Origin of the sequence: Sulfitobacter sp. G21635-S1 (assembly GCF_027213915.1) — a bacterium.
In the GTDB taxonomy this organism is placed as follows: Bacteria; Pseudomonadota; Alphaproteobacteria; order Rhodobacterales; family Rhodobacteraceae; genus Sulfitobacter.
In genome coordinates, this window is record NZ_JAPWGV010000004.1 from 165,008 (window position 1) to 187,072 (window position 22,065).

Sequence of the window (22,065 nt, forward strand, 5' to 3'; positions counted from 1 at the left end):
GATGAACAGCCATCTGAAACACGCGCTGCCTGCCTGGGTCTGGTTCACGGGGCTGATGCTGGTCTTTGTGATCCTCTATGCGCCGATCCTGTCTGCCCTGGTCTTTTCCTTCAGCGCCGACAGGTTTCCCAGCCTCGACATCACGCGGTTCAGCACGAAATGGTACGCCCAGGTCTTTGCAGATGCCCGCGTGCTGGAGGCGTTGAAAAACAGCCTGACCATCGCGCTGAGCACGGCATTGGTGGCCACCACGCTGGGCTTTGCTGCCGCCTATGCCGACTTCCGGTTCCGGTTCTTCGGGCAGCGCATGGTGCTGGCCTTGGCGCTGCTGCCGCCGACGGTGCCGATTGTGGTGTTGAGCCTTGCCATGCTGGCGTTCTTTTCGCGGATCGGGCTGTCGGGCACGGTGGGGTCGATCATCCTGGCCCATGTGGTTGTCGCCACCCCCTTTGCCATGGCGATCTGTCGTCTGCGGCTGGAACAGATGCCGCCGGAATATGAGACCGCCGCGCAAAACCTGGGCGCGACGCCGGGGCAGGCCCTGCGTCTGATCGTGCTGCCACATGCGGCACCTGCCATCGGTGCGGCGGCGCTGATCACCTTTGCCGTGTCGCTGGATGAATACGCCATCGCCTGGTTTGTCGGCGGGCTGGAACAGACCGTTCCCGTCACCGTGCTGAACACATTGCAGGGACAGGTCGACCCGACCATCCATGTGATCGGCACCCTGGCCTTTGCCGCCACGCTCAGCCTGGTCTTTGCCGCGCAGCTTTTGCTGATGCGCAGCACGAAATCCCACAAAAACAAGGAGGTGTCGCCATGACCCAACCACTTCTGGAATTGCACAACCTGAACAAATCCTACGGCACCTTCGAGGCCGTCAAGGACATCGACCTGAGTGTGGATGCGGGCGAGTTCCTTGCCATCATGGGCCCCTCGGGCTGCGGCAAGACGACGACATTGCGCATGATGGCAGGGCTGGAGGACCCGACGCGCGGCGAAATCCGGCTGGAGGGGCAGCAGATCAACGACCTGCCGGTCTGGCAGCGCGAGACGCCGCTGGTCTGGCAGAACCTGGCGCTGTTTCCCTATATGACCGTGCGGGAAAACGTCGAATTCGGCCTGCGCATGAAAAAGGTGCCCGCCCCCGAACGGCAACGGCGCTGTGCCGAATGGCTGGAGCGGCTGGGCATCGCGGGGTTCGCCGATCGCAATGTGGCGAAGCTGTCGGGCGGGCAGCGGCAGCGCGTGGCGTTGGCGCGGTCACTGGTGTTGCAGCCCAAGGTGCTGCTGCTGGATGAGCCGCTGTCGGCGCTGGATGCGCATATGTCGATCCGGATGCAGGGCGAGCTGAAACGGTTGCAGCGCGAGTTGGGCATCACCTTTGTCTATGTGACGCACAGCCATTCGGAGGCCTTTTCGCTGGCCGACCGCGTGGTGATCATGAACGCGGGCCGGATCGAGCAGCTGGGCACCCCGCAGGATATTTTCCTGCGGCCCCGGTCTCGGTTCGTTGCGCAGTTTGTCGGCGGTATCAGCCTGTTCAGCGGCGTGCTGAAATCCACCAAAGAGGGCAAGATCGGGATCGACAGCGCGGACGGGTTGTTGCAGATCGCGGACCCTGCCAGCGCGCAGCGTGGCACCAGATGCGACCTCGCGGTGCGCGCCGACCGGATCAATGTGACCACCCAGCCCGGCTGGGGCACCAACGAGGTGCCCTGCACCCTGATGTCGGAAGAATTTGCGGGCGCCGTCGTCAACCTGCATCTGGAAACGGCGGCGGGCACCGGGATTGTCGCCCAGCTTCAGCAGCGCGATCTTGAGCGGCTGTCGGCACGGGCGGGGCAGCAGGTCTATGCCTCCTGGCACCCGGAGGACGGGGTGCTGCTGGGCGCCCCTGCGTTGAAGGCGGTGGCGTGATGGCCATGCCGCTTGACCGGGCGCTGGCTGCGGCGCGGGCCGCGCCCGATGTCTTTCTGACGGTCACCGGGGAGCGTGCAAGGCGCGAGGCTGACCGTCTTGCGCCAGCAAGCGGACAAGGGGCGCTCTATGGGGCCACCGTGTCATGGAAGGACATGATCGCACTGGCCGATGTGGTGACCACGGCGGGGTCGAAAACCCGGCTGAACACGCCCCCCGCGCCCGCGGATGCCGGGGTGGTGCGCCGCGCGGCGGCGGCGGGGTTGATCACCATCGGCACCACGAACCTGTCGGAATTCGCCTTCTCCGGCATCGGCCAGAACCCGCATTTCGGCACCCCCCTGATCGCGGGGCGGGTGCCGGGCGGGTCCTCTTCGGGGGCGGCGGCATCGGTGGCGCGTGGCATGGTGCGGCTGGCGGTGGGAACCGATACTGCCGGGTCCTGCCGTGTTCCGGCGGCGTTTCACGGGCTGTTCGGGTTTCGACCCACACGCGGGCGTTATCCGATGACAGGCGTGCTGCCGCTGGCGCCGGATTATGACACCGTTGGGCTGATCACCTGCACTGCCCGTGATCTGCTTGATCTGGATGCGATTTTGAGCGGCGACGCGGATGAACCTGACAGCGCGCCACAGATCTGGCTGGACCAATATGCGACGGCGCGGGCCAGATCGGAAGTTGCCGATACGGTGCGCAGCGCAGTGGAAGCCGCGCACAGCCAAAGGTTTGCCATGACACAAAAGCCACGCAGCCTGCTCTCGGATGCGATGGACCTGATTGCAGCGCAGGGCTGGCCCGGCGGGGCCAATGCCGCAGCGCTTTACCACGACCTGCTCCAGTCGGAGGCCGTTGCACAGGTCGACCCGCTGGTGGCCGCGCGGCTGCAGAGGGCGGCGCGGCTATCACCTGATGCCATGGCAAAGCTCCGCACCAGCGCGGTGGATCTGCGCGGGCGCTGGCCCGCCCCCGATACCCTCATCGCGCTGCCAACCGTGCCCTTTGGCGCACCATTGGCTGAACCTTTGCTCTCCGATCCCGAAACCTATGCGCGCATCAATCAGCAGGCGCTGAGCCTGACCATGCCCGCCAGCCTGCTGGACCTGCCCGCTGTCACGCTGCCGGTCGGGCAGACCGCTGCGGGGCAGTGGATCGGCCTGCAACTGGTCGGCGCGCCCCATTGTGACCGTGCGCTGCTGATAGCCGCCTGCAAGCTGGAACACGCCCTTGAGCTGAAAGGACTTTGCCCATGATCCGCAATCCGATCCCCTGGCCCAATGGCGCGCGCTGCGCCTGTGCCATCACCTTTGACGTCGATGCCGACAGCCTGATCCACATCGCGCGTCCCGCCGACAGCCACCGGCGGTTGTACCCCATCAGCATGGGCCGCTATGGCCCCAACGCCGGGGTGCCGCGGATTCTGGAAACCTATCGTCGGCTGGGGCTGAAGCAATCGTTCTTCATGCCCGGCTGGGTGATGGAAACCTATCCTGAAACCGTCGAGGCAATTCTGAAAGACGGCCATGAAATCGGGCTGCACGGCTATCTGCACGAGGACCCTGCCGAGATGTCCGATGCCGAGCAGACCTGTTGGTTCGAACGCGCGCTGGAGGTTCACAAAGGCGCCACCGGCCAGACCCCACGCGGCTACCGCGCGCCGGTCTACAACGTCACGCCAAAGGTCATCGACCTGGCCATCGCCCATGGGCTGACCTATGATTCATCCATGATGGCCGACGACCTGCCCTATGTCCTGTCCGCGGCCAAGGGGGATCTGATCGAAGTCCCCGTCCATTGGGGCAGCGACGACTGGCCCCCCTTCGCCCATTATGCCGAGATCGGCTATATGATGCCGGTGATGAGCCCCGCGCAGGGGCTGGAGGCCTCCTTTGCCGAGTTCGAGGCGCAATATGAAGCGGGCGGATTATGGGTCGGCATCTGGCACCCGTTCCTGACCGGGCGGCTGGCGCGCTGGCGGGTGGTGGAACGCTGGCTGGAGACCGTTTTGGCCCGCCCCGAGGTCTGGTTCGCCCCGCTGGAAGACATCGCCGCACATGTCCGGCAGCTGCGCGACAGCGGCGTCTGGACACCGCATGTGGAATCGGCAGCGCCCTATCCCTCAGCCGTCTTTCAAGGAGTATCAAGATGAGCGATTTCCCCCTTCCTTTCGACCCCGCCCGCCCCGATGGCAGCAACCCTTCGGCCATTGAGACTGTGGGTGATCTGGGCCGGCCGCATCTGGACACAGCCTATGACGTGCCGGCACGTCAGGGCCGCGCCATCCGTGTGAAACGCGGGCAGATGCTGAAGGTCACCAACACCCACGGCAGTCAGGTGGCGGATTTCTGGGCCTTCAGCGCCGCCGACCCCGGTGAGCATCTGTCGATGGAACATATGCGCCCGAACCTGCGCAAACTCTGCCCCGCTGCCGGTGATGCGCTGGTGACCAACCGCAGGCGGGCGATCCTGACACTGGTCTCTGACAGTTCCGAGGGGGTGCATGACACGCTTGTCGCCTCTTGCGACATTCACCGCTATCACGAGCTGGGTCATCAGGGGTATCATGACAATTGCACCGACAATCTGCGCATGGCCCTGGCGGCGATTGGCCTGGCCCTGCCGCAGGTGCCCTGCCCCTTCAACCTGTGGATGAACACGCCTGCCCGTCCCGGGGGCGAGATGGTCTGGCTGCCGCCGGTCTCGCGGGCCGGTGACACGGTGATGTTTCGGGCCGAGATGGACCTGATTGCCGTGGTCTCCGCCTGTCCGATGGATCTGTTGCCGATCAATGGCGCAGATGCGGTGCCGCGCAGCCTGTCGGTGACCGTCTCGGCCGCCTGATTCAGCTTTGCTGGCGCAACCAGCCCAGCAGTTGCGCCAGACGGGCCTGATCCGGATGAGTGGGCAGGAACACCGCCCAATAGGTCAGGCCGGGCAAGGCGATCTCGGAGAGCTGCACAAGCTGACCGGTGTTGAGCAGATCCGCCACCAGAAGCTGCGAGGCCAGCACCGCGCCCTGCCCTGACACCGCCGCGTCAATCGCGTGGATCTCTTCGGAGAAGGTCTGGGCCACAGCGGGCAGTGATGCCCTGACGCCTGCGCGGGCGTGCCAGCGCTGCCAGCTGGGTGCATTCTGCGAGGCGGATTTCCAGCGGTAGTCCAGCAAAGGCAGCGACAAAAGGTCATCCGGGGTCAGCGGCAGCTTCGCCAGATCCGGCGCACAGACCGGAATGATCGCATCGTCAAACAGCCGGTGCCATTCCGCCCGGTCATCGGGCTGGCCCGCATAGCGGATTGCCATGTCGATATCCGAGGCATGCAGATCGGCGGGCAGGTCGGCGGCCTCTATCGTGATCTTCAGCCCCGTCTCTGCACGCAGGCGCGGCAGGCGCGCCATCAGCCAGCGGCTGGCAAAGGCCATGGTCACCGAGAGGCGCAGCGGTGTTTCGGCGGTGGTAACGGCCAGTTGGTCGATTGTGCCTGCAATCTGGTCCAGCGCCTGGCGCAGCACCGGAAACAGCTTTTCCCCCGCCGCCGTCAGGCGCACGGGCCGTGGAAAGCGGTGGAACAATGTCACCCCCAGAATCTCTTCCAATTGCCGCACCTGATGGCTGATCGCGGTCGGCGTCAGGCCCAGTTCCTCTGCTGCATCGGCAAAATGCAGATGCCGGGCAGCGGCCTCAAAGGCGCGCAGGGCGTGTAGGGGTGGCAATTTGCGCATGGTCGTCCCGCAGGGTGAATCTCATTCATCTTATGCCTGAAATATTCGCTTTGGCCAAAGGTTTTGGCCGCTGCTACCTCCTGCTGTGACGGGGCCACACCGGCCCCCACAAAGGAGAACACCATGACCACCCTGCTTCGTATCGACGCCAGCGCACAGCTGGAAGACCGCTCGCTGACCCGCATGCTGACCGGGCTCTTCACGAGCGAATTTCTGGCCGCCAACCCGGATGCCAGGGTGATCACCCGCGACATCGGGCAAGACCCGGTTCCGGCGATTGATCACCGGTTTATCCACGCGGCCTTTACCCCGCCCGAGGCCCGCGAAGACTGGATGGCCGAGCGGCTGGCCTTGTCGGACCGGCTGATCGACGAGGTCGAAGCCGCGGATATCATCCTGCTGGGCGCGCCGATGTACAACTACGGGATGCCTGCCGCGCTGAAGGGCTGGATTGATCACATCGCCCGGATCGGGCGGACCTTCTCTTTCGATCTGGCGCGGGGTGACGTGCCGATCGAGCCGATCCTGAAGGGCAAGCAACTGGTCGTCCTGTCATCGCGCGGCGAGTTCGGGTTTGAACCCGGCGGGCCACGGGCGCATCTGAACGCGCTGGACCCCGCGATTGCCGCCTGCGCGCATTATCTGGGGGTGAATGCGGCGGATATCCAGACAATCGCCATCGAGTACCAGGAGTTCAAGGATGCCCGCCATGCGCGCTCCGTGGCCACGGCAAAAGAGGCGGCGCGCGCCATGGCGCAGCGGTTCGGCCAGGCGACCGGCAAGGCGCCAGATAACAGCTATCGCGCAGAACCGGCCTTGGTGTCACATTGCTGACCCGTCTCTCCGGAGCAGCCTGCGGTGTGGAGGTTCGGAAGGCGCCTTCCTGAACTTCGGAGGCGCAGCGCAGGCCGGGCCCTTGCCTGCCCGGGGCGGGGCGTCAGGCCAGTGCCCGATCCGCGGGTCCATCCACGATCATCACCGGGCAGCCGCGCGAGCAATGTTCGACGCGGCTGTCGATCCCGTAGAGGCGGCGGATCAGGGCGGGCGTGAGCACTTCGAGCGTGGGGCCGCTGGCGAGGATCCGGCCCTCGCCCAGCGCCAGGGTCGCGGCGCAGCACCGCATCGCCTGATTGAGGTCATGCAGCGCCAGGATCATCACGGCGCCGGTTTCTTGGGCATATTGCCGCAATGTTTCCAGCACCTCGTACTGGCGGTTGAGGTCAAGCGCCGAGGTCGGCTCGTCCATCAGCACCACCTTGGGGCCGTTGACCAGCGCCTGGGCGATGGAGACCGACTGCCGCTGACCACCCGAAAGATCGGGCAATTGCTGGTGCGCCAGGTGAGATATCCCGAAACGGTGCAGGACCGCGTCGACGGCGCGGAATTCATCGGCGGACAGACGCCAGCCGCCGCGGTCCTGTTTCAGCGCCAGGATGATGGATTCATAGACGGTGAGTGCCGCGGACATGCCCGTGTCCTGCGGCATGTAGCGCAGCTCATGGGGTTCCGCGCCCGCCAGCCGCACCCGGCCCGCGCCGCGCAGATGTCCGGCGATCCGGCGGAACAGCGTTGATTTGCCGGCGGCATTTGCCCCGACAAGGGCGGTCAGCGCCCCGCCCTGCACGGGGGCAGAGACGTCCGTGAGGATATCGCGCCGCCCGTAGCGTGCGCCGATGTGCTCCAGCGTCAGGCTTACCATGATTTGCGTCCTTTCGTCAGGATCAATGCGGCAAAGAACGGCACGCCCACCAGTGCCGTGATGATACCGATAGGCAGGACCGCCCCCGGCAGCAGCGCCTTGGACAGGACCGATGTGGCCGAGAGGATCACCGCCCCCGACAGCATCGCGCCGGGCAGGAAAAACCGCTGATCCTCGCCCAGCAGCAGCCGCGCCACATGGGGCCCGACAATTCCGATGAAGCCGATGGTGCCGACAAAGCTGACCGGCACGGCGGCGAGGATGGAGACCAGCACCAGCGCCTCAAGCCGCAGGCGTTTCACGGGCACGCCCATGGCCGCGGCGCGAACCTCGCCCAGCCGGATCGCCGTCAGCGCCCAGGCGCGGCGGGCAAAGAGCGGGGTGCAGATGCACAGGATGATGGCGGTGATGGCGACCTTGCCCCATGTCGCCTTGGTCAGGCTGCCCATGGTCCAGAAGACCACCGCCGACAGCGCCTGTTCGGAGGCGAAATATTGCAGCAGCGCCAGTGCCGCGTTGAAGGTGAAGACCAGCGCGATGCCCAGCAGGATGATGGTTTCCGTGGTCACGCCGCGCAGGGTCGACAGGCCGAAGATCAGCATGGAGGCGGCCATTGCCATGGCAAAGGCATTGATCGGCACCATCAGCGACACCGCGCCGGGAAACAGCGCCACGCCCAGCACCATGGCCAGCGCCGCACCAAAGCTGGCCGCCGCCGAGAGGCCCAGCGTGAAGGGGCTGGCCAGCGGGTTGGCCAGAATGGTCTGCATCTGCGCGCCCGCCAGCGACAGGCTGGCCCCCACGGTCACCGCAAGCAGCGCCATCGGCATGCGGATGTCCCAGACCACCACGCGCATCTGCACATCGGCGGTCCCGGGCGCAAAGATCGTCTGCAACACCTCCCACACGGCATAGCGTGCAGGCCCCAGTGACACGTCCACTGCCACCGACAGCACCAGGGCGATACTCAGCCCGCCCAGGATGGCGATGCGGCGGGTGGCCATCCCGCGATAGCTTTGTGCGCCTGCGGCCCTGGGGGCATCTGCGTCTGCAATGGTCATGATCTCTCCAACTGCAAGTGGCGACCCGTCCGGGGCCGCCTTGCTGTGACAGTGACGGGGTCAGTTGGTCGGGGCGCCGTCCAGCGACACCCAGTAGCCGGGGCTGTAGTCCACCGGCAGGAAGCGTTCGTGCAATTCCTTCAGCGTCGCTTCGGGATCAAGGTCGGCGAACAGCTCGGGGTGAAGCCATGTGGCCAGCCGCTGCACGGCGACAAAACTGTAGGGCGAGTTGTAGAACTGGTGCCAGATGCCGTGCACCTGCCCGTTTTTCACGGCCTTCACCCCGGTATAGGCCGGGCGGTCCATCAGCGCCGCCAGCTTGCGCTTGGCCTCGTCCACATCGGAGCCCGGCCCCATGCCGATCCAGGCACCGCCGGGCACATAGGCGTCCCAGTTGCCGCCGGTGACCACGATCTGGTCCGGGTCGGAGGCGATGACCTGCTCCGCGTTCACGGTGCCAAAGGTGCCGGGGATGAATTCGGAGCCCATGTTGGTGCCCCCCGCCAGTTCCACGAAACGGCCAAAGTTGCCGTTCCCGAAGGACATGCAGCAATCTTCGGTGTAACCGCCTGCTCGCTCGACAAAGACCAGCGGGCGCTGCAAATCCGTTTGGGCGGCGATCACATCGGTCACGCGGGCGATCTGCTCTTCGTAAAATTGCTCGAATTCTGCGGCTTTTTCTTCCTTGCCGAAAAGCTGCCCGATGATCTCCATGGATTGTGCCGTATGCTCGAACGGCTTTTCACGAAAATCGACGTAGACAATCGGGATGCCGACCTTGGCCAGTTTCTCCTCGTAGCCGGCCTCGTCGGTTGCGGCCTTGGATTCAAGGTTCATGATCAGCACATCGGGGTTCAATGACACCGCCTGTTCGATGTCGAACGACCCGTCCTTGAAACCGCCAAAGGTGGGGATATCCGCCATTTGCGGGAATTTCCGGGCGTAGATGTCATATGTTTCCGGCGAGGCTTCCTGAAAGTCGTCACGCCAGCCGACCACGCGCTGAAAGGGGTTTTCGGTGTCCAGAACGGCGGTAAAGAACACCTGACGGCCCTCGCCCAGGATCACACGTTCGACCGGTGCGTCGACGGTGACTTCGCGGCCTGCAATGTCGGTCACGGTGACGGGATCGGCTTGCACAAGGCTGGCTGCGAAAAGGCTCAGCGCACATGCGCCGAGGAAGGGTTGAAAGGTCATGGGATGCTCCTTGGAAGGGTCTCTGAGGCTCGCCTATTATTTCCCACTTTTTCAGCCAACTAAAAAGTCGACAAATTTACTATGTTAAGTCAGATCACGCCTATATGAGAGATTTTCATATTGTTCTGCAATATTATGAATTTTCCTCTTCTCCCCCGATGACCTATGTGCAGCGCATGACATCCCAAAAACCAGATCCCGCCCAGCAGATCGCTGCCCTTGCACGCGAGCGTATCCTGATCCTCGACGGTGCCATGGGCACGCAGATCCAGACCCTTGGCCTGAGTGAAGAGGACTACGCCGGGCATGGGTCCGGCCATGGCTGCCGCCACCATTCCGAGCATCCGCAGAAGGGCAACAACGACCTTTTGACCCTGACGCAGCCGCAGGCGGTGGAGGATATCCATTTCGCCTTTGCGATGGCCGGTGCGGATATTGTCGAGACCAACACATTCTCCGCCACCACCATCGCGCAGGCCGATTACGGGATGGAAAGCGCCGTGCACGACCTGAACGCCGAAGGGGCGCGCATCGCCCGTGCTGCGATGAACCGGGCGACGGCCATCGACGGCAGGCCGCGCTTCGTGGCGGGGGCGGTCGGGCCGACAAACCGAACCGCATCACTCAGCCCGGATGTAAACGATCCGGGATACCGTGCTGTCACCTTCGACGACTTGCGCCTGGCCTACGGCCAGCAGGTGCGCGGGCTGATCGCGGGCGGGGCCGATCTGATCCTGATCGAGACCATCTTTGACACGCTGAACGCCAAGGCTGCGATTTTCGCCTGCTTCGAGGCCTTTGAAGAACAGGGCAGGAGGCTGCCGCTGATGATCTCGGGGACCATTACCGATGCCTCCGGGCGCACGCTGTCGGGGCAGACACCCACCGCCTTCTGGCATTCGGTCAGCCATGCGCGGCCGTTCACCGTGGGTCTGAACTGTGCGCTTGGGGCCAGCGCGATGCGCCCGCATATCGCGGAGCTTGCGGGCGTGGCGGATACGCTGATCTGTGCCTATCCCAATGCCGGGTTGCCCAATGCCTTCGGGCAATACGACGAAGGGCCCGGGGATACCGCGCGGCAGGTGGCCGAATTCGCTGCCGAAGGGTTGGTGAACGTGGTCGGCGGCTGCTGTGGCACCACGCCCGACCATATCGCCGCCATCGCCGAAGCAGTGGCACCCCATGCCCCCCGCCAGTTGCAAGGCAAGGTGGCAGCATGAGCCGCCATCTGCGCCTGTCGGGGCTGGAGCCCTTTGTTCTGACCCCTGACATTCCCTTTGTGAATGTGGGCGAACGCACCAATGTCACCGGCTCTGCGCGGTTCCGCAAGCTGATCACCAACCGCGATTACAGTGCGGCACTGGACGTGGCGCGGGATCAGGTCGAAAACGGTGCCCAGATCATCGACGTCAACATGGACGAGGGGCTGATCGATTCAAAGGCCGCGATGATCGAGTTCCTGAACCTTGTCGCCGCCGAGCCGGACATTGCCCGGGTGCCGGTCATGATCGACAGTTCGAAATGGGAGGTGATCGAGGCAGGCCTGCAATGTGTTCAGGGCAAGTCCGTGGTCAATTCGATCAGCATGAAAGAGGGCGAAGACGCCTTTCGCCACCATGCGCGCCTGTGCCTTGCCTATGGTGCCGCGGTGGTCGTCATGGCCTTTGACGAGGACGGCCAGGCCGACACCTGCGCGCGCAAGATCCAGATTTGCGAACGCGCCTACCGCATCCTGGTGGATGAGGTCGGCTTTCCCCCCGAAGACATCATCTTTGACCCCAATGTGTTCGCCGTGGCGACTGGCATTGAGGAACACAACAATTACGGCGTCGATTTCATCGAGGCGACGCGCTGGATCCGCAGCAACCTGCCCCATGCCCATGTCTCGGGCGGGGTGTCGAACCTGTCGTTCTCCTTCCGCGGCAATGACACGGTGCGCGAGGCGATGCATGCGGTGTTCCTCTACCACGCCATTCAGGCGGGCATGGACATGGGGATCGTCAACGCGGGGCAGCTGGCGGTTTATGACCAGATTGATCCCGAGTTGCGCGCGGCCTGCGAAGATGTGGTGCTGAACCGTCGCGACGATGCAACCGAACGGATGCTGGACATCGCCGACCGCTTTCGCGGCGGTGCGCGCACGGAAAAGCTGCGCGATCTGGCATGGCGCGAATGGAGTGTCGAAAAGCGGATGGAACATGCGCTGGTCAACGGCATCACCGAGTTCATCGAAGCCGATACAGAAGAAGCGCGCCAGTCTGCCGAACGCCCCCTGCATGTGATCGAAGGGCCGCTGATGGCGGGCATGAACGTGGTCGGAGACCTGTTTGGCGCGGGCAAGATGTTCCTGCCGCAGGTGGTCAAATCGGCCCGGGTGATGAAACAGGCCGTGGCGGTCCTGCTGCCTTACATGGAAGAGGAAAAGCTGCTGAACGGCGGTGTCGGCCGCGAGACCGCGGGCAAGGTGCTGATGGCCACGGTCAAGGGCGATGTGCATGACATCGGCAAGAACATCGTCGGCGTCGTGCTGGCCTGCAACAACTATGAAATCATCGACCTTGGGGTGATGGTGCCGCCACAGAAGATCCTGCAGATCGCCCGTGACGAGAATGTCGATGTGATCGGCCTGTCCGGCCTGATCACCCCCAGCCTTGACGAAATGTCCCACCTGGCCGCCGAGCTGGAGCGCGAGGGTTTTGACATTCCGCTGCTGATCGGGGGCGCCACCACCTCAAAGGTACATACCGCCGTCAAGATCGCGCCGCGCTACACCCGGGGTCAGGCGGTCCATGTGCTGGATGCCAGCCGCGCGGTGGGGGTGGTTGGAGAGCTGCTGAGCAAGGACCGCAAGGCCGCCTATATCGACAGGATCAGATCCGAATACATCGAGGTGACCGAGCGCCATGAACGCGCCGAACGCGCCAAGAAACGTGTGCCGCTGGCCGAGGCGCGTGCCAATGCGATGCGGATCGACTGGAGCGGTTATACCGTGCCCGCCCCCAGCTTTACCGGTGCCAGGACCATCGAGGATTGGGATCTGGCCGAGATTGCCGAATATACCGACTGGACGCCGTTCTTTCGCACATGGGAGCTGAAGGGCGTCTATCCGAAAATCCTTGAGGATGAAAAACAGGGCGAAGCCGCGCGGGCACTGTTTGCCGACGCCAGGCAAATGCTGAAACGGATCATTGATGAAAAATGGTTCGGGCCGCGGGCAGTTGTCGGGTTCTGGCCCGCCAATGCACGGGGCGATGACATCCAGCTGTTCACCGACAGCTCCCGCAGCGGTGATCTGGCCAGATTGCACACGCTGCGCCAGCAACATGCCAAACGCCCCGGCCGCCCCAATGTGGCACTGGCCGATTTTGTCGCCCCCGATGGGACCGACGACTGGGTCGGCGGGTTTGTCGTGACCGCAGGTGCGCAGGAGGCCGAGATCGCCAAGCGGTTCGACAATGAAAACGACAATTATTCCGCGATCCTTGTCAAAGCACTGGCCGACCGCTTTGCCGAGGCCATGGCCGAGATGCTGCACCAGCGCGTGCGCCGCAGTTACTGGGCCTATGCCGCCGATGAAACCTTTGCGCCTGACGAACTGGTCGGCGAGCCCTATCAGGGCATCCGCCCCGCCCCGGGCTATCCCGCCCAGCCGGACCACACAGAGAAGCGGACCCTGTTCAGCCTGCTGGACGCCGAGGCCGCCACAGGTGTCACGCTGACGGAAAGCATGGCGATGTGGCCGGGTTCATCGGTGTCCGGCCTCTATATCGCGCATCCCGACAGCTATTATTTCGGCGTGTCCAAGATCGAACGGGATCAGGTCCAGGATTATGCCAGCCGCAAGAACATACCGTTCGACGAGGTTGAACGCTGGCTTGCGCCGATCCTGAACTATGTGCCTGCACAACGGGCCGTCATCGCGGCGGAATAGCCGCCGCTGACAGCTGTGAGGCAAAACCGGCTTTCGAGGCGCATCGCTGAACCGGATCACCGGCGCGCGAGCAAAGGAGATGTTTGTGCCTGGTACGGCCGGGCGACCTGCGAGCCCTTTCCGCTTTCCCCGCGCGCGGCATCAAGGCCGCAGGCCGCCCTGCGTCGAAGGTCCGGTTCGGGCCAGTTTCGCAGGGCGCGCGACAGCCGCGCGGCGCGTTCAGAAATCCCAATCGGCGTCTTCGGTCGCCTCGGCCTTGCCGATGACATAGGATGAGCCGGAGCCGGAAAAGAAATCGTGGTTCTCATCCGCATTGGGGCTGAGGGCCGCCATGATCGCCGGGTTCACCTTGCACAATTCCTCGGGGAACAGCGATTCGAAGCCGAGGTTCTGCAGCGCCTTGTTGGCGTTGTAGTGCAGAAAGCTCTTTACGTCTTCGGTCAGCCCCAGCGGGTCATAGAGCATCGCGGTATAGCGGGTCTCGATCTCGTAGAGGTCGAACATCAGCGCAAAGGCAAAGTCTTTCAACTCGGCCCGCTCCGCTTCGGTCAGCCGTTCCATGGCGCGCTGGAACTTGTAGCCGATGTAATAGCCATGCACCGCCTCGTCGCGGATGATCAGGCGGATCAGATCGGCGGTGTTGGTCAGCCTGGCGCGGCTGGACCAATGCATCGGCAGGTAAAAGCCGGAATAGAACAGGAAGCTTTCCAGAAACACGCTGGCCACCTTCTTGCGCAGCGGGTTCGATGTGGCGTCATATTCATCCAGGATCAGCCGCGATTTCTGCTGCAGCTGCGCATTCTCTTCCGACCAGCGGAATGCCTCGTCCACCTCGGCAGTGGAACATAAGGTCGAGAAGATGGAGGAATAGGACCGCGCATGGACCGCTTCCATGAAGGCGATATTGGTCAGAACCGCCTCTTCATGCGGTGTGACCGCATCGGCCATCAGCGCAGGTGCGCCGACGGTGTTCTGGATCGTGTCCAGCAGCGTCAAGCCAGTGAACACGCGGATTGTCAGGCGCTGTTCTTCCTCCGACAGCTGCGACCAGCTTTGGATGTCGTTCGACAGCGGCATCTTTTCCGGCAGCCAGAAGTTCACCGTCAGACGGTTCCAGATTTCCAGGTCCTTGTCGTCCTGCAAACGGTTCCAGTTGATCGCGCGCGGCACGGGGCGGGAATGGGTCAGATCTTTCATTTCGGTCCTCACAACGAGCAGGAGACGCAGCCCTGCACCTCGGTTCCTTCCAGCGCCAGTTGGCGAAGGCGGATGTAATAGATTGTCTTGATGCCTTTCTTCCAGGCGTAGATCTGGGCGCGGTTGATGTCGCGGGTGCTGGCGGTGTCCTTGAAGAACAGCGTCAGCGACAGGCCCTGATCCACATGCTGCGTCGCGGCGGCATAGGTGTCGATGATCGCCTCCGGCCCGATTTCATAGGCATCCCGGTAGTACTCAAGATTGTCATTGGTCATATAGGGCGCCGGGTAATAGACGCGGCCCAGCTTGCCCTCCTTGCGGATCTCGATCTTCGAGGTGATCGGGTGGATCGACGAGGTCGAATTGTTGATATAGCTGATCGACCCGGTCGGCGGCACGGCCTGAAGGTTGCGGTTGAACAACCCGTCCTTCATGACCTCTTCTTTCAGCGCGTTCCAGTCCTGACGGCTGGGCACCTCGATGCCGAACTGGTCGAACAGGGCCTTGACGCGCGCGGTTTCGGGCAGCCAGTCCCGTTCGACATAGGTATCGAAAAAACTGCCATCGGCGTATTTCGACGCTGCGAAACCGGCAAAGCTGCGGCCGCGTTCGCGCGCCAATGCGTTAGATGCGCGCAGACAGTGGAACAGCACCGTAGCGAAATAGATGTTGGTGAAATCCACGCCCTCGGCGCTGCCGTAGTGGATGTGCTCGCGCGCGAGGAAACCGTGCAGGTTCATCTGCCCGAGCCCGATGGCATGTCCTTCGTCGTTGCCCCGGCGCACGGAAGGCACCGAGTCGATGGCCGACAGTTCCGACACCGCGTTCAACGCCCGGATCGCCGCCTGCACCGTGCCCCCCAGATCGCCACCATCCATTGCCTTGGCGATGTTGAGCGACCCGAGGTTGCAGGAGATATCGGTGCCCAGATGCTTGTAGCTCAGATCGTCGTTGAACTCGGAGGCCTCGCTGACCTGGAGAATCTCGGAACACAGGTTCGACATGACGATGCGCCCCTTGACCGGGTTGGCGCGGTTCACCGTGTCTTCGAACATGATATAGGGATAGCCCGATTCAAACTGGATCTCGGCCAGCGTCTGGAAGAACGCCCGCGCGTTGATCTTTTTCTTTCGGATCCTGGGGTTGTCCACCATCTCGTGGTATTTCTCGGTCACCGAGATTTCCGAGAAAGGCACCTTGTAGACCCGTTCCACATCATGCGGCGAGAACAGGTACATATCCTCGTTCTTCTTGGCCAGGGTAAAGGTGATGTCGGGGATGACCACGCCCAGCGACAGGGTCTTGATCCGGATCTTTTCATCCGCATTCTCGCGCTTGGTGTCGAGGAAACGCAGGATATCGGGGTGGTGCGCGTTCAGATAGACGGCTCCGGCGCCCTGACGCGCGCCCAGCTGGTTGGCATAGGAAAAGCTGTCTTCCAGCAGTTTCATCACCGGGATCACCCCGGACGACTGGTTCTCGATCCCTTTGATCGGCGCACCATGTTCGCGCAGGTTGGTCAGCAGCAGGGCCACGCCGCCGCCGCGCTTGGACAATTGCAGGGCCGAATTGATGCCCCGCCCGATGCTTTCCATGTTGTCTTCCAGACGCAGCAGGAAACAGGAGATCAGCTCGCCCCTTTGCGCCTTGCCCGCGTTCAGGAAGGTCGGTGTTGCGGGCTGGAACCGGCCTGCGATGATCTCGTTCATCAGGCGCATCGCGTCGTCTTCGCTGCCGCGCGCCAGCGTCAGGGCGACCATCACCACGCGGTCTTCGAAGCGTTCGAGATAGCGTTTTCCATCGAGCGTTTTCAGCGTGTAGCTGGTGTAGTATTTGAACGCGCCCAGGAAGGTCGGAAAACGGAATTTCAGGGCAAAGGCTGCCGCCCAGATCCGGTGCAGGAAGCCGCGGTCATATTGCTTCAGCACGGCCTCTTCGTAAAAGCCTTCGCTGACCAGATAGTCCAGCTTTTCATCCAGCGAATGAAAGAACACCGTGTTCTGGTTCACATGCTGCAGGAAGTACTGCCGCGCCGCCATGCGGTCGGCGTCGAAACGGATATGCCCCTGATCGTCATAGAGGTTCAGCATCGCGTTCAGCGCGTGGTAGTCGAGCCCCTGCCATTCGGCAGGCACCGCTGCGGCCGGGGCGCTGTCGGTCAGTTCGCGGTCAAGAGTTGCGTTTTCCAAAATCTGTCCAATCCATCCAGGACACGGGCGACATCACCGTCGGTCCCCGCGAGTTCAAAGCGATACAGCACCGGCACGGCGCATTTTCTGGCGATCACATCGCCCGCCAGCGCATAGGTCGCGCCGAAGTTCCGGTTGCCCGAGGCGATGACCCCGCGCAACAGCGCACGGTTGCGCGCGATGTTGAGAAAGCGGATCACCGGTTTGGGAACCGCGCCGCGCCCCTGCCCGTCCGCAAAGGTCGGTGTGACCAGCACAAAGGGCGCGTCGGGAGCGGGCAGCGGCGCTTCGGGGTCCGGCGGAATACGCGCCGCCGCCAGACCGGTCCGGCCCACGAAACGATGCGTGTTCTGCGACCGGGACGAGAAATAGACCAGCCCGCCCATTGCCGCGCCCTCAGATCATCGCGCTGATCTTGTCGGGGCGGAATCCGGCCCAGTGATCATCGCCTGCCACCACGACGGGGGCCTGCCGATAGCCCAGGCCCTGCACCAGTGCCATTGCCGCGGCATCCTCGGTCAGGTCGATCAGCTGAAAATCAATGCCGCGCATCTCAAGCGCGCGGGTGGTTGCGGTGCATTGCACGCAGGCCGGTTTCGAATAGACTGTAATGGTCATTTGCCCTGTCCTCACTATGGTGTTGGCACGAAAGCAAGGGCACGGGATCGGGCGCCAGCGGCACCGGAACACGCGCCCCGGCCCTCCGCCGCGGTCGTCATCTATGGTGCTCCGGCAGGTCTCCTGACTCGCAGCTCGGGTGTCGCGACCCCCTTCCCGGTGCGGCATGCACCAGTGGTAACGGGACGTGACTCGCTGCTTACAGTTGCGGGGGCAGTGCCGGATTTTCACCAGCTTCCCTTTTCACCGGCAAGACGAGTCGCCGGCACCAAAGCAACTGCATATTGGGTGAACTTGAGGCAAACTGTCAATATATAGATGTCGGCCTTTTTACCTTCCCTTCCGGGAAAATGCGTTGCTGTCTTTTCCAAGAGTGTTTTGGTCGCAAATAAATCTTCATAAAACATGCGTCCGGCCTATCATGGCGGCACAAGGTGCGGGCTTCGGTCCGAGAATTGGGAAGCCGGCGAAAATCCGGCACTGCCCCCGCAACGGTAAGATCGTAATGCGGCGCATCAACGGCCACTGGGCAGGAGGAGCCCGGGAAGGCGTTGCGCCTCGGGCCCTCACGGGCTGCGATCAAGTCCGGAAACCAGCCTTGGTGAAGTTGTTCAACCGCGGGTGGCGGTCTTGGCACTGAATTGGCGCGCGGCACCTCCCAGAGGCTGCGGCCCATCGGTGTCTTGTGCTGTCATCTGCCCAAATCGATCCGCGGGGCGCGGCAGGAGACCAGAAAGATGACCCACCCACTCAGCGACCTGCTGGCACGGCGCCGCGCCGGCCATGCGCTGGAACAACCCTTCTACACCGATCCCGACGTCTTTCGCGCGGATATGGAAACGATTTTCTACCGCGACTGGCTGTTCGCCGTCCCTGCCTGCGAACTGACCAAAGCGGGCAGCTATGTCACCCATCAGGTCGGCAGCTACGGCGTGGTCATCGTGCGCGGTTCCGATGGCGTGATCCGCGCCTTTCACAATTCCTGCCGCCATCGCGGATCGGTCATCTGCAACAAGGCAAAGGGCGTGTCGCCCAACCTGGTCTGCCCCTATCACCAATGGACATACAGTCTGGACGGAAAGCTGTTGTGGGCCCGCGAAATGGGGCCTGATTTCGATCCGTCACAGCATGGGTTGAAGCCGGTCCATTGCCGGGATCTGCAGGGGCTGATCTATATCTGCCTTGCCGATGAAGCGCCCGATTTCGAGGCTTTCGCCGCCCTCGCGCAGCCCTATCTTGCGGTGCATGACCTGAGCGACGCCAAGGTCGCGCATGAGACAAGCATCATCGAAGACGGCAACTGGAAACTGGTCTGGGAAAACAACCGCGAATGTTACCATTGCGGGGGCAACCATCCGGGCCTGTGCCGGTCCTTTACCGATGATCCGACCGTCACCGGCATCGAGGAAGGGGAGACACCGCCGCATCTTCAGACCCATTTCGACCGGCTGGAAGATCAGGGCTATCCCTCGCAATTCCGCATGGCCGAGGACATGCAATACCGCCTTGCGCGGATGCCGCTTCTGCCGGGTGCCAAGAGCTTTACGATGGATCTGAAACCCGCAGTGACAAAGTTTCTCGGGCGGGTCCGGGACGACACCGCCGGCACGTTGCTGAAATACCATTACCCCACCACCTGGAACCATTTCCTGCCGGATCATTCCATCGTCTTTCGCGTCACACCGCTGACGGCGACGACAACGCAAGTCACGACCAAATGGCTGGTCCACAAGGATGCCGTGGAAGGTGTGGATTACGATCTCCAGCGCCTGACCGAGGTCTGGATCGCCACCAATGACGAGGACCGCCGGGTGGTGGAAGACAACCAGCGCGGCATCAATTCACCCGCCTATGAGCCCGGTCCATATTCGCCCATCCACGAGACCGGCGTGATCGGTTTTGTCGACTGGTATTGCAACACGATGTCGCGGCGGCTGACCCCGACCCAGATGGCGGCGGAGTAACACGATGAAAGATATCGCCCATCCGTCCAATATCTTCTGGCAGGACGATGAACCGCTGGAATGCGTGTCAGTCATCCCCGAGCTGGCCAATACCGCCACATTCACCTTTCGCGCGCCCTCGGGGGCGCTGTTCGACTTCAAGCCGGGTCAGTTCCTGACGCTGGAACTGCCGGTGCCCGGCGGCACCGTGCACCGGACCTATACGATTTCCTCCTCGCCGTCGCGGCCGCGGTCGATCTCGATCACCGTCAAGGCGCAGGCTGACAGCATCGGCACACGCTGGATGCTGGACCACCTGGAACCCGGCATGCGGCTGAAGGTGACGGGACCGGCGGGCTGGTTCACCCATACCGATTTCCCGTCAGACAAATACCTGTTCATCTCGGCCGGGTCCGGCATCACGCCGATGATGTCGATGACCACCTGGATGTTCGATCTGGGCACCGAGCCTGACATCGTCTTTGTGAACTGCGCGCGCCGCCCGTCCGAGATCATCTTTCGCCAGCGGCTGGAGCATATGGCCAGCCGGGTGCCGGGCATCGACCTGCACTGGATCGTCAAGGCGGCCGACCGTTTTGCGCCCTGGACCGGCTATCGCGGCCAGATCAACCAGCTGATGCTGGGCCTCATGGCCCCCGATTATCTGGAGCGCGAAGTCTTTTGCTGTGGGCCCGAGCCCTTCATGCAGACCGTGCGCGAGGCGCTTCAGGGTCTTGGCTATGACATGGATCGCTACCACCAGGAGAATTTCCAGGCCCCCACCCCGAACGAGGCCGAGGCCCCCGCGCTGGACGACATCGTGCCGGACGAGGATACCAGCGCCGAGATCACCTTTGCCACCTCCGGCGTCACTGCCAGGGTCGCACAGACCGACACCGTCCTGGCGGCAGCCAAGGCCAGCGGGCTCAACATCCCGTCGGGCTGCACCTTTGGCATCTGCGGCACCTGCAAGATCCGCAAGACGGAGGGCGATGTTCACATGGTCCATAACGGCGGCATCTCGGAGGATGATATCGCGGAGGGTTATATCCTGGCCTGCTGTTCGAACCCGATCGGCAAGGTCACCGTCGAGGTGTGATTGTATTCACCAGAACGAGAGGTTAACCAGCTTCTGTCGGTTTCCGAAAGGAATCAAAAGGGAATCCGCCACCACGCAAGCGGTGAACCGGAACTGCCCCCGCAACTGTAGACGGCGAGTGCCAAGCCATAAAAGCCACTGTGGTCCAAGGACCATGGGAAGGCAGCCAAGCACAGCGACCCGTCAGTCAGGAGACCTGCCGACATGCAACAGCAACGCGGTCCGGGCGGGGTGTCCGGGGAGGTGCCATATGACGTTTTCCTCAACGGGGCCTTTCGGGGTTTCCGGTAACTGCAACAATGCTCCGGCCCTCGCGGCCGGCGCCGTGTTGCCGTCCGAGGTCGGCAATCCCTTCCTGTCTCCGGTCGCTTCATCAACCGGAGATCACATATGTCCCTCAAATCCCTGAGCGGCGCCGCCCTGACGGCAATGGTGCTGGCGCTGCCGGCATTGGCCAAAACCGACTATCCGCTGACCATCGACAATTGCGGCATAGAACTGGTGTTCCCGAAGGCCCCCGAGACTGTGGTTTCGCTTGGCCAGCGGGGCACCGAGATCCTGTATCAGCTGGGGCTGGCCGACCGGGTCAGGGCGACCTCGGTCTGGCGCAGTCCGGTGCTGCCGCAGTTCGCGCAAGTGGATGCCGGGATCGAAAGGCTGGACAACAACAACCCTTCCTTCGAGGCGGTGATCGAACGCCGCCCCGACCTGGTGACGACTGACCTGCAATATTACATCGGGATAAAGGGGTCCGTCGGCACGCGCCAGCAATTCGCGGACCTCGGCATTCCGGCCTACAACCTGCCGTCGGATTGTGCCGACCGGCCGCAGATGGAAGCCTCGGACGGCCCGCGCCCGGTGCCCTTCGAGATGGACCTCGTTTATCGTGACATTGCCGAGCTGGCCGAGATTTTTGACGTTCAGGACCGGGGCGCGGCGCTGATCGCGGAGCTGCGCAAGCGTGAAGCAGCGGCAAAGGCGAAGGTCGGCGCGGTCTCCGGGGATGTCAGCGTCGTCTTCTGGTTCTCGTCGGCAACCACGGAGGCCGACCCCTATGTCGCCGGGCAGAACGGCGCACCGGGCTACATGGCGCGGCAACTCGGGATGACCAACATCATCGACAGTTTCGAGGACTGGCCGACCGTGAGCTGGGAGACAATCGCCCGGAAGAACCCGACGATCATCGCCATCGCCGATATGAGCCGCCGCCGCTATCCGATGGATTCGACCGAGGCCAAGATGGCGTTCCTGACCGGCGATCCGGTGGCCAGCCTGATGGAGGCGGTCAGCGAGGGCCGGGTGCTGCCGATGGACGCGATGACGCTGAACCCTTCGACCCGGATCATCGACGGGCTTGAGGCACTGGCCGAAGCGATGGAGGCGCAGGGCCTGAAATGACCGGTGCCGCCGCCCCTGCCGCGCAGCTGCGACCCGTCGCGCTCCGGGCTGTGGTTGAGCGGCCCGAGATCGGCGATTGCGGCTGCGGAAATTGC

At 63.2% G+C, this 22,065-nt stretch carries 19 protein-coding genes and 3 riboswitches; of the genes, 11 read left to right on the forward strand and 8 right to left on the reverse strand.

What is annotated here, in order from left to right:
• Position 1 precedes the first annotated feature (1 nt).
• From O4H53_RS06605 to O4H53_RS06625, 5 genes are read left to right on the forward strand one after another with little or no spacing between them, the layout of a single operon-like run.
• Positions 2–823, forward strand: coding sequence for an ABC transporter permease (locus tag O4H53_RS06605; protein ID WP_269362347.1), 822 nt, complete (start codon positions 2–4; stop codon positions 821–823).
• Positions 820–1,920, forward strand: coding sequence for an ABC transporter ATP-binding protein (locus O4H53_RS06610; protein ID WP_269362349.1), 1,101 nt, complete (start codon positions 820–822; stop codon positions 1,918–1,920). Before O4H53_RS06605 ends, O4H53_RS06610 begins: the two co-directional genes overlap by 4 nt.
• Positions 1,920–3,170, forward strand: a complete 1,251-nt coding sequence (locus tag O4H53_RS06615; RefSeq protein WP_269362352.1) for an amidase family protein — start codon at positions 1,920–1,922, stop codon at positions 3,168–3,170. Before O4H53_RS06610 ends, O4H53_RS06615 begins: the two co-directional genes overlap by 1 nt.
• Positions 3,167–4,066: a polysaccharide deacetylase family protein gene (locus O4H53_RS06620; protein WP_269362354.1), complete on the forward strand. Its 900-nt coding sequence runs from the start codon at positions 3,167–3,169 to the stop codon at positions 4,064–4,066. The genes O4H53_RS06615 and O4H53_RS06620 overlap by 4 nt, the downstream gene beginning before the upstream one ends.
• Entirely contained in the window at positions 4,063–4,758 is a 696-nt protein-coding gene (locus tag O4H53_RS06625) for an urea carboxylase-associated family protein (RefSeq protein ID WP_269362356.1), read from the forward strand. The genes O4H53_RS06620 and O4H53_RS06625 overlap by 4 nt, the downstream gene beginning before the upstream one ends.
• 1 nt (position 4,759) lies before the next feature.
• Here O4H53_RS06625 and O4H53_RS06630 read toward each other — a convergent pair whose 3' ends face one another.
• Positions 4,760–5,638: a LysR substrate-binding domain-containing protein gene (locus tag O4H53_RS06630; protein ID WP_269362358.1), complete on the reverse strand. Its 879-nt coding sequence runs from the start codon at positions 5,636–5,638 to the stop codon at positions 4,760–4,762.
• A gap of 123 nt (positions 5,639–5,761) precedes the next feature.
• Here O4H53_RS06630 and O4H53_RS06635 point away from each other — a divergent pair, with 123 nt between their 5' ends.
• Positions 5,762–6,472, forward strand: a complete 711-nt coding sequence (locus O4H53_RS06635; RefSeq protein WP_269362360.1) for an FMN-dependent NADH-azoreductase — start codon at positions 5,762–5,764, stop codon at positions 6,470–6,472.
• A 103-nt stretch (positions 6,473–6,575) separates the two neighbouring features.
• Here the strand turns inward: O4H53_RS06635 and O4H53_RS06640 are convergent, their stop codons facing one another.
• Genes O4H53_RS06640 through O4H53_RS06650 form a run of 3 tightly spaced genes read right to left on the reverse strand, consistent with a single transcriptional unit; the run spans position 6,576 to position 9,595 of the window.
• Positions 6,576–7,337: an ABC transporter ATP-binding protein gene (locus tag O4H53_RS06640; RefSeq protein ID WP_269362362.1), complete on the reverse strand. Its 762-nt coding sequence runs from the start codon at positions 7,335–7,337 to the stop codon at positions 6,576–6,578.
• Positions 7,331–8,398: a FecCD family ABC transporter permease gene (locus tag O4H53_RS06645; protein WP_269362364.1), complete on the reverse strand. Its 1,068-nt coding sequence runs from the start codon at positions 8,396–8,398 to the stop codon at positions 7,331–7,333. Before O4H53_RS06645 ends, O4H53_RS06640 begins: the two co-directional genes overlap by 7 nt.
• A 60-nt stretch (positions 8,399–8,458) precedes the next feature.
• A complete protein-coding gene (locus tag O4H53_RS06650) occupies positions 8,459–9,595 on the reverse strand; it encodes an ABC transporter substrate-binding protein (RefSeq protein ID WP_269362366.1) in 1,137 nt (378 codons plus the stop codon).
• 176 nt (positions 9,596–9,771) lie between these two features.
• Between O4H53_RS06650 and O4H53_RS06655 the strand changes: the two genes are divergently transcribed.
• The gene (locus O4H53_RS06655) at positions 9,772–10,815 is read left to right on the forward strand and encodes a homocysteine S-methyltransferase family protein (RefSeq protein ID WP_269362368.1); all 1,044 of its coding nucleotides are present in this window, start codon (positions 9,772–9,774) and stop codon (positions 10,813–10,815) included.
• A complete protein-coding gene (metH, locus tag O4H53_RS06660) occupies positions 10,812–13,526 on the forward strand; it encodes a methionine synthase (protein WP_269362369.1) in 2,715 nt (904 codons plus the stop codon). The genes O4H53_RS06655 and metH overlap by 4 nt, the downstream gene beginning before the upstream one ends.
• Before the next feature lie 219 nt (positions 13,527–13,745).
• Here metH and nrdF read toward each other — a convergent pair whose 3' ends face one another.
• The 4 genes from nrdF to nrdH form a co-directional block, all read right to left on the reverse strand.
• On the reverse strand, positions 13,746–14,723 hold the full coding sequence (gene nrdF, locus O4H53_RS06665) for a class 1b ribonucleoside-diphosphate reductase subunit beta (protein WP_269362372.1): 978 nt from the start codon (positions 14,721–14,723) through the stop codon (positions 13,746–13,748).
• A gap of 8 nt (positions 14,724–14,731) precedes the next feature.
• Complete coding sequence (gene nrdE / locus O4H53_RS06670; protein ID WP_331284225.1) at positions 14,732–16,813, reverse strand: class 1b ribonucleoside-diphosphate reductase subunit alpha; 2,082 nt, start codon at positions 16,811–16,813, stop codon at positions 14,732–14,734.
• Between the two features lie 68 nt (positions 16,814–16,881).
• Positions 16,882–17,298, reverse strand: coding sequence for a class Ib ribonucleoside-diphosphate reductase assembly flavoprotein NrdI (gene nrdI, locus O4H53_RS06675; RefSeq protein ID WP_269362374.1), 417 nt, complete (start codon positions 17,296–17,298; stop codon positions 16,882–16,884).
• Between the two features lie 10 nt (positions 17,299–17,308).
• Positions 17,309–17,530 (reverse strand): glutaredoxin-like protein NrdH, encoded by a 222-nt coding sequence (nrdH, locus tag O4H53_RS06680; RefSeq protein WP_114274842.1) that lies wholly within the window; start codon positions 17,528–17,530, stop codon positions 17,309–17,311.
• A gap of 96 nt (positions 17,531–17,626) precedes the next feature.
• Positions 17,627–17,818, reverse strand: a riboswitch (cobalamin riboswitch).
• Between the two features lie 127 nt (positions 17,819–17,945).
• A riboswitch (cobalamin riboswitch) is annotated at positions 17,946–18,146 on the forward strand.
• Between the two features lie 121 nt (positions 18,147–18,267).
• Here nrdH and O4H53_RS06685 point away from each other — a divergent pair.
• The 3 genes from O4H53_RS06685 to O4H53_RS06695 all read left to right on the forward strand — a co-directional run bounded on the left by O4H53_RS06685 (position 18,268) and on the right by O4H53_RS06695 (position 21,970).
• Entirely contained in the window at positions 18,268–19,494 is a 1,227-nt protein-coding gene (locus O4H53_RS06685) for an aromatic ring-hydroxylating oxygenase subunit alpha (protein ID WP_269362375.1), read from the forward strand.
• A 4-nt stretch (positions 19,495–19,498) separates the two neighbouring features.
• Entirely contained in the window at positions 19,499–20,572 is a 1,074-nt protein-coding gene (locus tag O4H53_RS06690; protein ID WP_269362376.1) for a hybrid-cluster NAD(P)-dependent oxidoreductase, read from the forward strand.
• A 20-nt stretch (positions 20,573–20,592) separates the two neighbouring features.
• Positions 20,593–20,791, forward strand: a riboswitch (cobalamin riboswitch).
• A 171-nt stretch (positions 20,792–20,962) separates the two neighbouring features.
• Entirely contained in the window at positions 20,963–21,970 is a 1,008-nt protein-coding gene (locus O4H53_RS06695) for an ABC transporter substrate-binding protein (RefSeq protein ID WP_269362377.1), read from the forward strand.
• The last annotated feature ends 95 nt before the right edge of the window (positions 21,971–22,065 follow it).

Excerpts from the sequence above, each read along its gene's own strand:
- O4H53_RS06685 (WP_269362375.1), top strand. The coding sequence starts at position 18,268 with ATGACCCACCCACTCAGCGACCTGCTGGCACGGCGCCGCGCCGGCCAT.
- O4H53_RS06610 (WP_269362349.1), top strand. The coding sequence starts at position 820 with ATGACCCAACCACTTCTGGAATTGCACAACCTGAACAAATCCTACGGC.
- O4H53_RS06635 (WP_269362360.1), top strand. The coding sequence starts at position 5,762 with ATGACCACCCTGCTTCGTATCGACGCCAGCGCACAGCTGGAAGACCGC.
- nrdH (WP_114274842.1), bottom strand. The coding sequence starts at position 17,530 with ATGACCATTACAGTCTATTCGAAACCGGCCTGCGTGCAATGCACCGCA.
- O4H53_RS06695 (WP_269362377.1), top strand. The coding sequence starts at position 20,963 with ATGTCCCTCAAATCCCTGAGCGGCGCCGCCCTGACGGCAATGGTGCTG.
- O4H53_RS06615 (WP_269362352.1), top strand. The coding sequence starts at position 1,920 with ATGGCCATGCCGCTTGACCGGGCGCTGGCTGCGGCGCGGGCCGCGCCC.
- O4H53_RS06650 (WP_269362366.1), bottom strand. The coding sequence starts at position 9,595 with ATGACCTTTCAACCCTTCCTCGGCGCATGTGCGCTGAGCCTTTTCGCA.
- O4H53_RS06625 (WP_269362356.1), top strand. The coding sequence starts at position 4,063 with ATGAGCGATTTCCCCCTTCCTTTCGACCCCGCCCGCCCCGATGGCAGC.
- O4H53_RS06655 (WP_269362368.1), top strand. The coding sequence starts at position 9,772 with ATGACATCCCAAAAACCAGATCCCGCCCAGCAGATCGCTGCCCTTGCA.
- O4H53_RS06620 (WP_269362354.1), top strand. The coding sequence starts at position 3,167 with ATGATCCGCAATCCGATCCCCTGGCCCAATGGCGCGCGCTGCGCCTGT.
- O4H53_RS06645 (WP_269362364.1), bottom strand. The coding sequence starts at position 8,398 with ATGACCATTGCAGACGCAGATGCCCCCAGGGCCGCAGGCGCACAAAGC.
- metH (WP_269362369.1), top strand. The coding sequence starts at position 10,812 with ATGAGCCGCCATCTGCGCCTGTCGGGGCTGGAGCCCTTTGTTCTGACC.
- O4H53_RS06690 (WP_269362376.1), top strand. The coding sequence starts at position 19,499 with ATGAAAGATATCGCCCATCCGTCCAATATCTTCTGGCAGGACGATGAA.
- nrdE (WP_331284225.1), bottom strand. The coding sequence starts at position 16,813 with ATGCTGAACCTCTATGACGATCAGGGGCATATCCGTTTCGACGCCGAC.
- nrdF (WP_269362372.1), bottom strand. The coding sequence starts at position 14,723 with ATGAAAGATCTGACCCATTCCCGCCCCGTGCCGCGCGCGATCAACTGG.
- O4H53_RS06630 (WP_269362358.1), bottom strand. The coding sequence starts at position 5,638 with ATGCGCAAATTGCCACCCCTACACGCCCTGCGCGCCTTTGAGGCCGCT.
- O4H53_RS06605 (WP_269362347.1), top strand. The coding sequence starts at position 2 with ATGAACAGCCATCTGAAACACGCGCTGCCTGCCTGGGTCTGGTTCACG.
- O4H53_RS06640 (WP_269362362.1), bottom strand. The coding sequence starts at position 7,337 with ATGGTAAGCCTGACGCTGGAGCACATCGGCGCACGCTACGGGCGGCGC.
- nrdI (WP_269362374.1), bottom strand. The coding sequence starts at position 17,298 with ATGGGCGGGCTGGTCTATTTCTCGTCCCGGTCGCAGAACACGCATCGT.